Raw genomic sequence first — 14034 nt, 5'->3', positions numbered from 1 at the left:
GATGGATTTTTTAAATGTTCCTTTTGGCGAACCGGTTTTCGTTGATCCAGATAAGGACTGGCTCCGATATGGTCCGTTTGCAATGTGGCTTGTCCATGCTCAACGCCCGCGTAACATTTTGGAGGTCGGGACAAACACCGGCTTTTTCTATTTTTCATTCTGTCAGGCTATTGCAGAGCGTGCGATTGAAGCGGAGTGTTTTGCTGTTTCGAACTGGCGGGATAATACCCGTGAGGGCTCCATTCCCAGCGACGCTTTCGAACAAGCTCTGTTGCTGAATCAGCGCTACACAAGCTTCAGTCGTGTTGTTAATGAGAATGTTTCACATGCATTGGACCAGATATCGGATAAATCTGTGGACATTCTGAGTGTCGACGCGCGTAATTGCGGTAGAGCAGTTGCCGAGGACTTTGAGAAGTGGACGGTTAAACTATCCTCGCGAGCCGTTGTGCTGATTTATGGCATGGGTACGGATGAGTGCAGTGACGCTAATCAGCGCCAATGGCAGATGATAGTGGGAAGTCGCCCTTCGCTGAGGCTGCCGCATCGAAGTGGTTTGACGATGCTGTTTTGGGGGGATAACATTAGTGACAGTCTAAAGCCGTTATTCCGCCTACTGAGTAATGAGGTGGGACGCGCGGTCGTGACTGACGCTTTTTTGTTGGCGGGCGAAGCATACGTTCGTTCTGTGATGATGAAAGATGCTGTCGAAGAATTCGAACATGATTTAAAAAATGCGGCTGTGCTTCACAAGAACAGTGGTGGTAAAAGGAATGTAGCCGTCTCCGAAAATCTTGAGAAACTCTTACAAGATGCGAGAAACCGACCGCTTAAACAGCTTCGCAAAAAGCTGGTCTTTAAATTCCTCAATATTCTGGCAAGCGGTAGCGGGCTGTTTTCCCCGCGGATGGTTGAACGTTTTAAGCGCTCAGCTGCGAAGCGCGACCCTATGCGGACTGAAATCCAGCAGTGGCGTGCTGCTGAAATGTCTTACGAAAAGGTACTCTCGCAATGGGCGCGTTTGCGCCAAAATTTATCTGCAGACCTGCGCAAACTAGCACTCGATTTGCAAGATGCGCCGCTAATATCGTTGGTCGTGCCGGTTTACAATCCTCAACCACGGCTGCTTTCCGAGTTGATCGACTCTGTTCGCGCGCAAAGTTACCCAAATTGGGAGCTCTGTCTCGCAGACGACTGCTCAACTGATCCGGTGGTCAGGCGGGTCCTTGAGGATTATGAAAGGCGCGACGATCGGATCCGCATTATTTTCCGAGAGGAAAATGGGCATATTTCAAAAGCGACAAATAGCGCAATCGAGATTGCGAAAGGCAAATACATCGCATTGGTTGATCACGATGACCTGCTTGACCATGATGCACTGCTGCTCGTGGCGCAGATGATCAACGTGCAACCCGATGTTAAAATTATCTATACTGATGAGGACAAAATACGGGAGGATGGAACCAGATATGATCCTCATTTCAAGCCGGATTGGAATAGAGAACTACTGTACGGCATGAATTATATTTCGCACCTCGGTGTTTATGACGCGGAGTTAGTGAGAAAGGTCGGAGCATTTCGTGCGGGATTTGAGGGGGCACAGGATTACGACTTGCTTTTGCGTTGTATAGAACTCGTCGAAGACCGGCAAATTCGTCATATCCCGAAGGTTCTTTATTCCTGGCGGGCTTCACCGGGCAGCACGGCAGCATCAAATGAGTCTAAGCCTTACGCGACGGAAGCTGGGCGCTTGGCACTGCAAGAGCATCTTTATCGTACCGTCGGTAAAGACGTTCCGGTTGTCGCGGGGCCGTTTCCGTTTAGTTATCGTGTTTTGTGGCCAGTCGAGGGCAAGCCGCTTGTCTCGATAATCATGCCCACACGCGACCATTTGAACGTCCTTAAAGTGGCTGTCGAGTCTATACTTGAGAAGACAAACTATCATCATTTTGAATTGATCATTGTTGACAATCAGTCTGTTAATCTCGACACGTTGGCGTGGCTCGATCAAGTTCAAAAACATGACAGGCGCGTACGGGTGATACGTGATGAGCGACCGTTCAACTATTCCGCTTTGAATAACAATGCGGTTGCTCAAAGCAACGGCGAAATCATCGCTCTCGTAAACAATGATATTGAGGTCATTTCCCCGGATTGGCTGTTGGAAATGGTTGGATTGACCCAGCGGCCAGGCGTCGGTTGCGTGGGTGCAAAATTACTCTATCCTGACGGTCGTCTGCAACATGCTGGCGTCGTAATAGGTATGGGCGGTGTTGCCGGGCACGGGCATCATCTTTTCCCGCGCGACCACGGTGGCTATTTTGGTCGGTTGAAGCTTAGGCAGAGCTATAGCGCCGTGACTGCAGCCTGCTTGACGGTGCGGCGTGAGGTTTATGATCGCGTTGGTGGATTAAATGAAGAAGATCTCGCCGTTGCTTTTAACGATGTTGATTTCTGTCTGAGGATACGTGCGGCCGGCTATGAAAACGTCTGGACTCCCTGGGCTGAGCTTTATCACCACGAATCCTTAAGTAGAGGATACGAGGACACGCCAGAAAAAAAAGAGCGATTCAAGAAAGAAGTAGAGTTTATGAGGAGCAGATGGAAGACAAACCAGTTCCCAGATCCGGCGTATAATTCCAATCTGTCGCGAAACAGTACCAGTTTTGTTATGGACCATTCCGTTTGGCTGCTGGATGATGTTGATTTTCGTAACTAGTCGAAACGCTTTCTTTTTTCGTCAAATTTATATTAGTAATAGCTTGAAATTTCCTCTTGGGGTGCCTTTGGATATAAGTAGGGACAAGACACTGCACCGCCAGGTGGTGAAACTATTTGACAGGGGCATATCGATCCCGTTCGGTTTTTCCAGCGATTTGTAACATGCCTGTAGACGAGACTAGGAGAGGTTATGAAGAGGGTTTTAAAACCGGTCACTAGCTGTTCACGTGGCTTCGCTGCACGTGTAAGGGGAACAATCCCGAGGGATTTCAGTTCTAAATACTATTTGAAGGCCAACCCTGATGTCGCCGCGGCAGGTTATTCTGCTGTCGAGCACTACCTAGAATATGGCAAGGCAGAAGGCAGGACATATAAATTGGCTAAGCCGAAAATGACAATGGCGCTAAATTCGTTAGTGGGTTACATAAGGGAGAGCATTGAGCGTTCCTTGGGAAATATTCCTCGCGATTTTAAATCGCAAGACTATCTCGAAGCCAATCCCGACGTTGCTGCAGCAGGTCATTCCGCAGTTTCGCACTTTTTGGAGCACGGGAAGTCAGAGGGCAGAACATATAAATTGGAGTCGCCGGTGGAGAAAACCGTCAAGGCTCCGGACTCTTCAAAAAAAAATATACTCTTTGTCAGCCATGAAGCTTCGCGTACGGGAGCTCCAATTGTATGCCTCAAGCTGATTGAAGCTTTGAACGAAAAGTATAACATCATTTGCCTCTTGCTAGGTCCTGGTGCCCTAGAAGACAACTTCGAGAGAAGTGTCAATAAAATCTACAAGATCACCAAAAATCATCCGATTTTATGTCTACGCGCCGTAAACGAAATTCTAAAGGCTGACAATATTCATTGCGCGATCGTCAATAGCGTTGTTTCGATCTACGCTCTTGAAGCTTTGAGCAACAATCAAATTCCGACGATCTCGCTGATTCATGAGTTTACAACGTATATAAATCCTCATCATTTCATGGAAGCTATTATCCGCAGTTCGTCGGTAACGGTTTACTCGGCGGAAATTATCAAGGCTGACGCGGTAAACCATGTTCCGGAATGGCAGCCAAATCACCGTTCTTACGTCGTTCCACAGGGTAGGTGTGTCCTGGAAGGAAATCCGGAGAAAGACAAGGTGGACGCGGCATTCCAACCCGCGGGTTTGAATGCCGCTGCTAAAGTAATTATGGGTGCAGGCTCATTCAGTTTTCGCAAGGGTGTCGAGTTTTTCCTCCAAACCTGTTCCTACATCCTAAAGAATTCGACCGATAAGAATCTACGATTTGTCTGGTTCGGCGGTGGTTATGACCCAGAGAAAGATTTTGAATTTTCTCTCTACTTTAAAGAGCAAATTATTCGGTCCGGTTTGGAAAATCATATCGAGATTGTTGGAAACATCGGTAGTCTTGAATACGCATACAGCCGTGCGACCGCTTTCTTGCTAACGTCTCGATTGGACCCGCTTCCAAATGTTGGTCTGGATTCCATCTGCCACGGCCTTCCGATTTTCTGTTTCGCCGGAGCTTCCGGCGTAGCAGATGTATTGCAAGAGGAAGGGCTCGGTGACCTGCTTATCTCTCCGCATCTGGATAGCTATGACATGGCAAAAAAAGTTGTCGACGCACTTGAAAAATCAGACGAATTGCGTCGCATTTCGGAACAGCTGAGCGAGATTGGTCGCAGAAGATTCAGCATGGAGCGCTATGTCAACGATATTGACGCTCTAATCGACATTGCGGTCCAAACAAACCATGAAGGTAAAAAATTAGCTGCGAGGATTGCTGACAACGACCTCATAGATGTAGATTTTTGGGGGCAGCAAAAAGAAATTAGAGGTTTTCCGAAGCCGGAAACCCGTGAAGCTGCCGCATGGCAGTATGTTCGCGAAACTCAATCAGGGATCAAACGGCGCCGCCCTAGGGCTAATTTTGAAATATTTGATATTGTCGAGCGGGAGACAATCAGTATCGATGTCGCTCTCAGAAAATTCTCACAAGGAGACTTTGGATAATATAGAAACGAAATTGCCCCGCTCATCGCGGTACTTGGTTGGAGCGAACTACAATTTTACTGATTTACCAGTGCGTTGTACGCTTCTAAAATACGCAGATATTCAGTATGAACCTTCGCGTACTCTTTATGCATCCTACTGAGCTCATTTCTAAGATCGAGGGTTTCCTGCTTGTCATCGATGAGACGCTCTTCGTCTAAAAACGCCTGCAACCCATCACTAAAGTAGCTTCGTAAGTCGGGTTGATGGTCTGCCCACCCGGACGTTTTTTTGATGGCCGCGCTTAAAATCGCGGGAGTGTAATTTTGCTCGTAAAAAACGCGAGACATCACCGAATGCCGAGATAGATCATCCTCTGTTACTTCCTTGAGCAACTTGAATAGCTCGGCCGTATTCGCCCAAGAGTAACATTCGGGGTAGGCGACGAAATAGCTGCTGGTTAAGAGTGAACGATAATTTTTGTGCGCAAGAACAGGAATTCCTGCCGCCATTGCTTCTATAACTGATTTAGCTCCACCATAAGGAAACGATACGAGATACATGTCTACAGAGTATTCAGTGAGCGCGGTCGCTACAGATGCTACCCACGGAACATGGTAAAAACGCGATGCATCAATGCCGAGTTGAGCAAGGCGTGCGTGGATTTCCTCGAGCCGTTCTTGCTGTAGAGGGCCAACATGAATATGAGTTCCGCCGGTTGAATGAAGTATTTCAGGGATTATCTTAAAATAATCGTAGGTGTATCCCCCAGCTTCGAATTTTTCTTCTCTGCCTACAGCACATGTCGTCAAGCCCGCAGAAAGTTCGAATACTGGCGATCGTGCCGAACAGTGCCCCTGGAATACAATAGGCCAATACCGGTTGTCGTGATTCTTTAGACTGTTTCGGCAGTTGCAGTACGCGAATTGAGCAACATCGACATGAATGAACTCTTCACAAGTTACGCCAAGACAAAGATGATGATCTGCATGGTGGATAAAAAACATCTCCGGTGCAGTATGGATAAGAGCAGCCACAATCGCAGCTGAGTCTTGATTATGGGTAATCAGAAGCATTTTTTGTGGGCAAAGTTCCTTAAGGCGTCTTGTTAGCAAATCCACTCGCTGTTTACTGTCCTTTGCCTTAACAGTGACGACGCTGATGCCGAATGTTTGAGAAAATTCGTTAGACAAAACATCGTCTATTCTATCGAAGCAATCCGTTAAAACGAGCGTGATTGGCGCAGGGAATTCCCCGGATCGGATGTAGTCCTTAATAAGTTCAACATGGCCGCCAGCTTTAGCCAGTTCGGTAGCTAAGATAACGGTTCCCACGGTAGATTCCGAAGAGGAGCCCAAATCCTCATTTTTGCGGTGATACGCTGCGATGTTTCGACACATCTCGTCGAGATCTTTGCTAGCGAGAGTTCTCGCTACCGATCTCTGATTGTTGATCACAACGTCTACAGCGTTCCTGACAATATCAAGGGCTCTAGCCGTGTCCGAGGCTTCCAGAGCTTCTTCAGTACATCTCTTCACATTGCCGAGATTGTAGATGCTCATGAGGACGCTGCCCCCTTATGAAGGAGATCTGCCACATACTCGACTGCCGCGTCAGACATCTGTGGGCCGATAGGTAGACTAATCACCTCTCCCGCTAGTCGCCGGGCCACAGGGAAACTTTCTGGTTTCCAATTCTCATCTGAGTAGGCCGTCTGCATATGTGGCGGGATGGGGTAGTGAATAATTGTGCCGACCGACTTTTCGTTGAGCATTTTAGCAAAACTGTCTCGCCGAAGATGGCGGATCACAAAAAGATGCCATGCGTGTTTGTATCCGACTGGTTCGTTAGGTCCGACTATCCCCGGAACCGTTGATATTGCGCCAATATATCGTGATGCGATTGACGCACGGCGTTCATTCCAACGGTCCAGATATTTCAGTTTGACGCGCAGGACGGCCGCCTGCAACGGATCCATTCGGCTATTGTATCCGCGCACCTCGTTTACGTACCGGGTCCGAGTTCCATAGTTGCGCAACATACGTATTTTATCAGCAATCACGTCATCGTTGGTTGTTATCGCACCGGCATCGCCAAGTGCTCCGAGATTCTTGCTGGGATAAAAGCTCCACGCCACGACGTGACCGTGCCCACCGATACGATTTTGATCGTAGACGGCCCCATGTGCTTGAGCCGCGTCCTCCAGGACTTTCAATCTATGTCTGGAAGCGATGTCTAGGATAGTGCCCATATCAGCCGGCAAGCCGTAGAGATGAACAGGCAAAATCACCTTTGTTCTATCGGTAATGGCAGCCTCGATGCGCCCGGCATCGATATTGTGGGTGAAAGGGTCTGGTTCGACAGGGATGATTTTTGCTCCACATTGGCTCACAGCCAGCCAGGTCGCAACATAGGTGTTCGATGGAACGATTACTTCGTCTCCGGTTTCAACACCTAACGCTCGCAAACCAAGATGAAGCGCCTCGAGTCCGTTGCCAAGAGCAACGGTGTGTTTCACTTGGCAATAGTCTGAAAATTCAGCCTCGAAAGCCTCGATCTCTTCACCAAGAATGTACCATCCGGAATCGAGTACCCTGTGAACGGCTTCATCTATCTCCGCGCTTATCTCTTGGTAGGCGGCTTTTAGATCAAGAAAGGGTACCTTCATATTACAGTACCTTTTTTTTCTTTCAGGAACTCATCATAGTCGCGGATGTAGTCGCTTTCATCATAAAGCATAGAGGCCAAAACTAAACAAACCGAACCTGGATCAAAATTAATCTCCGAGGCCCAGATCATTGGCTGTACATGCAAGCCATGCCACGGCCTGTTGAGGTGAACGACTGTATTATCTGTCCCGTCGTCCAAACGAACATCGAAACTTCCCGAAAGGCAAACTAGAAATTGGTGAAGTTCCCGGTGCGCATGAGCGCCCCTACCTTCTGCCGTGGGAACGTCATACAGGTAAAATACTCTCTTAATATCGAAGGGAATGTGGTGGCCGCCTTCGACGAACGTCAGGCTTCCGCGCACGTCCAGACGTCTCGGCAACTCCAAGACCTTGCAATCCGAAATCTTCACCGCTCCTCCAGTTCAAGTTGATATTGTTCATAGGTGACGCCTGCACCGCCAAATTCGGCTTTAAAACGATAGAGGCCGCCATTCAGCACATGGCCACCGTTTTCATTGCAGGTGCCAAAGTCAAAATATCGAACCCCGGCGTTTTGTGCATCGCGAATAATCTCATCAAATACAGCGTCGAGAGCAGCGAGTTCGTAACCATGTTCACTCGATGCTATGTACTGGGCATGCCAAACACGAGCGGTCTTAAAAAGGAGAACACCCGCTACAAGTATATCGTTGGCAAATGCTCCGTACAGTTCTATCTCAGTCGAAAAGCGGCGCGAGAGAAGCGATATTTCCTCCAGACTGTGTACGGGTACAGCCTCATGTTTCCGCGCGAGATTAGCCGACAGTATCGGCCAAAACTGATCAAATGTGCGGATGTCTCGTTTGATATTTACCGCCGCGCGTGCTTTTTTTAGCGACCGTATCCGTCGGTGGCTGGGTTTAAGACGATGCGCAAGGTCAATGGCGACAGCAAGGTCGCAGCGTATACGAGCCGCGCCAAGCCTCCATAAAGCATAGCTATCGTCTTGAGCGGGGGCTATCGCATAGATATTGGGGATGGCCTTGTAAATTAGCCTCCGGAATTTCTTTTCGCGAAAATATATCGAGAGTTTATCCATGACTTCGAGCATACGATCGCCCGAAATAGTACCATCGTGGACGATGCCGCCGTAGGTTAATCCTGGATGGCTTACAACTGTCTCAGTATCAGCAGCTGAACGCGCGGCCGGAAATACCCCAACAGGTTCCGTCTTGAAGATAACGAAGACAGACATATCTTCGAAGCGCCCGCCGTGGTAGCTAAGAAACTTGCGGGAATGCAGCAACGTACCATTGATGCTGCGCGATACGACAGCATCCCACAGTTCGTTTTCAGTACTTGAGAAAGGCCTTATCTCTAAAGTCACTCTACCAGCTCCGCCAAGGCGAAACCCTCTTTTCCGAAGTCATTACCGTTATAAAAGCAGTATGTTTTGTCGGCTACTGTGATGACGGCGGAATACATGATGGCATCACTGTCGAAGCCGCCCGGTGTGACATCCAGTCCCATTTTTTCGTCTTTGCGAATCCAGTTCAACCCATCTGACGATTCTGCGTAACCCAGTCGATAGGCTTTCAGCGAACGGCGTCTGATTGAATAAAATAATTGATAGCTACCTTCGCCTTGCTTTACGACCCATGGGCGACCAAAACCATGTTCGTCGTCACCAGAGATTGACATAACAACATCGCCGAATTGGGGCCAGGAAATCCCATTTTGGGACCGGACGTGACGTAGATCATAAACGGGCATCGACTTGCCATCAATGTCCGTCCATCGATCGCCTCCGACATACCAAAGCCTAATTTCATCTTTGTCTATCATTGGAAACGGCCCGCAGCGGAAAAGCATTTCCTTGTCACTGCGATCTAGAACCGGCACCTTGGAATGGCGATTAAACGATCGCCCTCCGTCATCGCTAATCGCAAGCCCGGTAAAAATTCGATATCGAATTTGAGTACACAACTCGAAACCGGCGTAATACATGAGATGGCGATCGCCGGTTTTGATAACACCCAACGCCACGACACCATTGTCATCAAATGCGCCGGACTCACCTGGTCCCAGAGACAGGGTATCTGGCGCGTGTCTCACAATGGTTGGGTCATTTGCGTCAACCTCCACAAATGTCGCGTGTCCGCGACCCTCAGCATCCAAGGTTGAGACGTAAACACGAATTATGTTATCGTCAATTTGAATTGGCGTGGGACACATTGCGTGGCTGAGTGCCCAAGGTTTGGTCTGATCAGGCCCCCAAACGAGTCCTCGCTTAAGCCATTTCATTTTGCAACCTTGAAAAACCGCAATGCGGAAACCTTCGTTGGTTGATCTTGATCTACCCGGAAAAGTTGACCATCCTGTGTATTTGACGAAATGGTGACGGATGGCCCAAGCCAATTGTCGGCAGCAACAGTAACGTTGTTCGCGATCGCTGAATTAACGCCGAGAAAACAGTTTTCACCGACGTAGCAAAATCCCGATATGACGACATGAGAAGAGACAAATACGTTGTTCTGTATCTTGGTATGGTGTCCAACATGGTTCCCGCTCCACAGCACCACATTGTCACCGATCGAAACAAATGGCTGGACGGTATTATGCTCCATGATGAAGCAATGCTCTCCAATTTGGGCGTTGTGCCAGACAAAGGCGCGACTGCTGATATAGCTCGCCGGCTGATACCCCATGTCTTTCGCGGCCTTATAGAGGCGGGTACGGAGCCTATTGAGCTGAGAATATACAATAGCAACGTAAAATTTCACGTCATCCTTGCCAAAAATATCGGGCAACTCTTCGAAGACGAAGATCGGCAGGCCAAATAACTCCGTCTTCGTCCGGTACGCTCGCTCAACTGCGAAGCCGATAACCTCGTATTCAGAGTCTTGAGAGAAATATTCGTAAGCTACTTCTGCAAACGCGCTATCGCCCACTATTATCAGTTTTTCTTTGAACATCTTTGATCAGGGCCTAGCAATTAACACATCTTCGCGGCGGTTTTCCATTGGTAGACGGGGATCTTGCGGCATGACAAATGCATCGAAACCTTGCGCCCTCGCTCTCGCGATGATTGAGAGTATCACTGCATCATCTATCTTGTCGAACTCAATGCGATTGAACGCGATGTCGGGCTCCGTAGCGCTCCCTGTAAATTTGCGATGATACTCTCGGCCAGCTTCACTTGCGAAGAAACGCCGCCGCTTCGAAATGTTTGGAATATCTCCAATCAGCATCTTCCCGCCGGGTGCAAGCAAAGAAAGGGCAGTATCGAGAAATTTATATAAAGGCATTTCAACAAAAATATACTGAAACACGCTGTAACAGAGGATAGCGTCGAATGAGCCCGTATGTTCCTGAACGAACTCGGACATGTTAGGAAAAGCTCCTGGTAGCTTATGGACATGAGATGCTTCCGGCAAAAGGCCCAACATTTCTGCGCTATCAATCATGTATGTTGTTTGGGATAGCTCACGGCCTCTTTCTATTATCATCAGTGGTAGATCGCTACATCCGGCGCCAATATCCAGTATTTTAGCGCCGCTCCGCTCAAGCCCGGAGAGTTTCGTTGCGATATCATCAAAAATCGCAGTCTCGAACCCCGCGCGATATGAATCGGGAAATCCTATTTTTTCGTATTTCGATAAGGATGAGTCTTTGGCCATTTGGCGAAAGTCTTCAAAGCCGCCGTCGCGATTATTATTAGCCAAGACCTACCTCATACAACTTATGAAAGGCGGGAGCCGCCGTCCTTAATCCAGTTCGAAAAACGAAGAAGCCCTTCCTCGAGCGAAATTTTTGGCGTCCACCCCAGCAACCTTGCTGCGGCAGAGATGTCTAGCACGTTTGCCGGCACATCATATGTGCGCCCTTCGACATATTTTTTATTTGTCCGCCGGCCCGTCACTTTTTCAATTGCAGACAAAATCTCGTTGATGCTGTAACCGACGCCTGCGCCGATGTTAACGACACATCCGCCCTGGATGTTGACATCAGCTGATCGAACCATAGCATCTATCGCGTCATCGACATAAATATAGTCTCGGATAACGCTGCCGTCTCCCCAAATGCTTATCTCCTCGCCACGCAGCGCACGCGCTAAGAAAACAGCTATTGCTCCCTGCTGGGCGTCGAGCCTTTGCCCAACGCCATATGGGTTTGCTAGCCTAAGCGTGACATATTCAAGTCCATGAAGTGACCGATAAAGATCCAGGTACTTCTCGATAGCAAGCTTGGTGATGCCGTATGAGGATGTGGGATACGTGCTGTGCTCCTCTGAAATGGGAATGGTCTTAGGAACACCATAAACAGTCCCACCGGAAGATATAAAGACGATGCGTTTTACACCCGACTTCACAGCGCATTTAAGCAGCTGAAGAGTCCCCAACAAATTGGTCTCGACATCGAAGGTCGGGTTTGCATTCGAAGTGCTGGCTATCGTTGTCGAAATTAGATGAAAACAAACATCAATTCCATTCAGGGCAGCTTCAATATCCGATCGTGCCAAAAAATTCCCTGAAAAATGCTCAACGTTAGAAGCACTCTTTTCCTCACTTGCCCCACCACGTTTTTCATTCAGTGCCCGATCAAAACTACGAACAAAGTAACCTTTTGTCTCGAGCGAATCCACGAGATTCTTTCCTAGAAATCCCCCGCCTCCAAGCACCAAACACCGCATTGTTCCACATACTTCCCGTTTAATGATTTCCTGAACCGAGTCACCTTTTTAGATGCAGGCGAGACCGATGAAGATTGCCTCGTGAACAAACTCTCGCTTAGTCTACACTACTCCTGCTTGCAAACTCGCCCCCGACCAAAAAACCAGACCGATTGCGCTCGTCATCAAATAGTGCTGCCTTTTTTTCAAGGCTTAATGATCCGGTAGCGTTTTCCTGGAGTCCTTTTCCACACTCGGCAGCGGGCTTGCGGAATATATCGAAAAATTGGCCGTGGGTCGGTGTGTCGATGGTGGCGACCACAGAATAATGATTCTGCGAAAGTGCAGCGCGTAAGTTTTCAGGATTTGCTGGAAAAGGAAACTCACCCTCTATGCTGTTTAGCATGACTACGTAGCAAGCACTCGAAACAGGCGCGCTTGTAAGCCATATTCCGTAGTGGGCAACGTCGTCGGTGACAGCAGTGGGATCGATTTGCTGTAATGGTAGGAATGAACCAACTGTCTGTATTCTTGCTAAGTTGACAGAATTGACGTTCGCCAAAATATGTCGCGATGCGAATACCACACCAAACTCTGATCCAGGCAAGTCGGTCAAGGCGCGCGATAGTTCCGAGCTGGTATTCATCCAACCGGCGCCTATGGACCTGATTTGGTCGCCGTTATTACCGCGGCCATACCTATCGCCGATATAGTTTTCCATAATTCCACCACAGAACGCCACGGGACCTATGTCAACACCTGACGCTGAAAATCCCGTCTCATAAGCCTCGCATAACCGTTGATCGGCATGTAAGAAGTACACTGGGGTAACGCAAAGCAAAGCAATGGAAGCAGCAAGATATCTTATCCGAGTTGTTCTAATAATGTTCGCTAGAGAACCCGCCATTGCAACTACTAGCGGTGGCAACAAAGGCAAGTCAAAGGCCGTCCCGATGTTTCGTGATGACATCAAAGTCAGAAGGCATAGCGATGTCAGTAGTAAAACGTGGGCAGAGAACGAAAGGCCTTTTTTGCGTTCGTTCTTTGAAATAACTAGACTGATAGCAATCGCACATAAGCCAATTAGAAAAAATATTATGTGTGTAAGTTTAGTGTATTTAGCGAACAAATAGAGCCTAAACTTAATATCATCATAGCTAAAAATACCTTCTCCTGCTCCATACTCAGCCGCTTTCCGACCGTAACCGAATGAAAAAAGGTATTCAAATACTATATGGAAATTTACCGCGAACCAAGGCCCGCATACCATCGCAAAGGTAGCAGTCCCGACAAGTATCGATAGTAATAGCGTTTTAATATGAGTGCGCCAAAAAAGGCTTTCCACCAGAAAAACCAATGCGAAAGCTGGTAAAAACGCCAATGCCATTGTGCGTGATAAGACCATCAATGCTGCGCAACACCCAACTGCTGCGACCCAGCCGAGTTTGGCCATACCTTCGCTGCGGCGGTAGCAATAAATAGTTGCGATGAAAAACAGAGCTGTTGGTATACCAAAATTAAATAGGCGAGAAAAATCAATAACGTATGGAGTTGTTGCCACTATTATAAGTGAAAAAAAGCCTACACTGCGGCCGTATTCTCTTGCAGCTAGCAGGTAAACCATAAAAAGCAGGAAGAATAAGATAAAACTATTAGTCGTTAGTGCGATCCATTCCGAGTAGGTACCAGCTTCAGTGGTGATAAAAGAAGCAACTACCATCGTGAGTGGTGCTTGGCCCGTCGGCGTAAAGAATGCATGGAGCCAGCCCACTATGCCGCCTCCGATAAGCGCACGCTCGAGCGCGATCGAGTATCCAATATAACCCGCTTCGTCGATATCGAGTCCGCCACCGGTCCTGTAAAACATCACCCAACGAACGCTGACTGCAGCAAACAAAGCACAGAGTATGATTGCACCAAAAATCGCGTAATCGCGGCTGTTATTTTCTTTGGTAAGCAATCCGGAACCTCATTTTCATAATTCGTCTGCAAAGTCTAAAT

At 48.2% G+C, this 14034-nt stretch carries 11 protein-coding genes; 2 read left to right on the top strand and 9 right to left on the bottom strand.

Features of this window, described 5'->3' with window-relative positions:
• The first annotated feature begins 1 nt into the window (after position 1).
• Together CRO62_RS04920 and CRO62_RS04915 are read left to right on the top strand one after the other, a co-directional pair.
• The gene (locus tag CRO62_RS04920) at positions 2 to 2719 is read left to right on the top strand and encodes a glycosyltransferase (RefSeq protein WP_323455475.1); all 2718 of its coding nucleotides are present in this window, start codon (positions 2 to 4) and stop codon (positions 2717 to 2719) included.
• Positions 2720 to 2911: 192 nt separating this feature from the next.
• Positions 2912 to 4732 carry a glycosyltransferase family 4 protein gene (locus CRO62_RS04915; RefSeq protein ID WP_038495212.1) on the top strand — a complete coding sequence of 607 codons (1821 nt, stop codon included), beginning with the start codon at positions 2912 to 2914 and terminating at the stop codon, positions 4730 to 4732.
• Positions 4733 to 4788: 56 nt separating this feature from the next.
• On the opposite strand, the gene CRO62_RS04910 is transcribed toward CRO62_RS04915, so the two are convergent.
• From CRO62_RS04910 to CRO62_RS04870, 9 genes are all read right to left on the bottom strand, one after another.
• Positions 4789 to 6273: a hypothetical protein gene (locus CRO62_RS04910; protein ID WP_097099429.1), complete on the bottom strand. Its 1485-nt coding sequence runs from the start codon at positions 6271 to 6273 to the stop codon at positions 4789 to 4791.
• Entirely contained in the window at positions 6270 to 7379 is a 1110-nt protein-coding gene (locus CRO62_RS04905) for a DegT/DnrJ/EryC1/StrS family aminotransferase (protein WP_097099428.1), read from the bottom strand. The genes CRO62_RS04910 and CRO62_RS04905 overlap by 4 nt, the downstream gene beginning before the upstream one ends.
• On the bottom strand, positions 7376 to 7792 hold the full coding sequence (locus CRO62_RS04900) for a sugar 3,4-ketoisomerase (RefSeq protein ID WP_097099427.1): 417 nt from the start codon (positions 7790 to 7792) through the stop codon (positions 7376 to 7378). The genes CRO62_RS04905 and CRO62_RS04900 overlap by 4 nt, the downstream gene beginning before the upstream one ends.
• A complete protein-coding gene (locus tag CRO62_RS04895) occupies positions 7789 to 8748 on the bottom strand; it encodes a GNAT family N-acetyltransferase (protein ID WP_097099426.1) in 960 nt (319 codons plus the stop codon). The genes CRO62_RS04900 and CRO62_RS04895 overlap by 4 nt, the downstream gene beginning before the upstream one ends.
• Positions 8745 to 9665 carry a hypothetical protein gene (locus CRO62_RS04890; RefSeq protein WP_038495224.1) on the bottom strand — a complete coding sequence of 307 codons (921 nt, stop codon included), beginning with the start codon at positions 9663 to 9665 and terminating at the stop codon, positions 8745 to 8747. The genes CRO62_RS04895 and CRO62_RS04890 overlap by 4 nt, the downstream gene beginning before the upstream one ends.
• The gene (locus CRO62_RS04885) at positions 9662 to 10336 is read right to left on the bottom strand and encodes an acetyltransferase (protein ID WP_038495227.1); all 675 of its coding nucleotides are present in this window, start codon (positions 10334 to 10336) and stop codon (positions 9662 to 9664) included. The genes CRO62_RS04890 and CRO62_RS04885 overlap by 4 nt, the downstream gene beginning before the upstream one ends.
• 6 nt (positions 10337 to 10342) lie before the next feature.
• Complete coding sequence (locus CRO62_RS04880) at positions 10343 to 11086, bottom strand: class I SAM-dependent methyltransferase (RefSeq protein WP_097099425.1); 744 nt, start codon at positions 11084 to 11086, stop codon at positions 10343 to 10345.
• A 17-nt stretch (positions 11087 to 11103) separates the two neighbouring features.
• Positions 11104 to 12054 carry an NAD-dependent epimerase/dehydratase family protein gene (locus tag CRO62_RS04875; RefSeq protein ID WP_097099424.1) on the bottom strand — a complete coding sequence of 317 codons (951 nt, stop codon included), beginning with the start codon at positions 12052 to 12054 and terminating at the stop codon, positions 11104 to 11106.
• A 97-nt stretch (positions 12055 to 12151) separates the two neighbouring features.
• On the bottom strand, positions 12152 to 13993 hold the full coding sequence (locus tag CRO62_RS04870) for an ArnT family glycosyltransferase (RefSeq protein WP_097099423.1): 1842 nt from the start codon (positions 13991 to 13993) through the stop codon (positions 12152 to 12154).
• Between the last annotated feature and the right edge of the window lie 41 nt (positions 13994 to 14034).

This window comes from Rhizobium sp. AN6A, assembly GCF_900215635.1.
Lineage (GTDB): Bacteria > Pseudomonadota > Alphaproteobacteria > Rhizobiales > Rhizobiaceae > Agrobacterium > Agrobacterium tumefaciens.
This window is presented reverse-complemented; position numbering and strand designations above follow the sequence as displayed.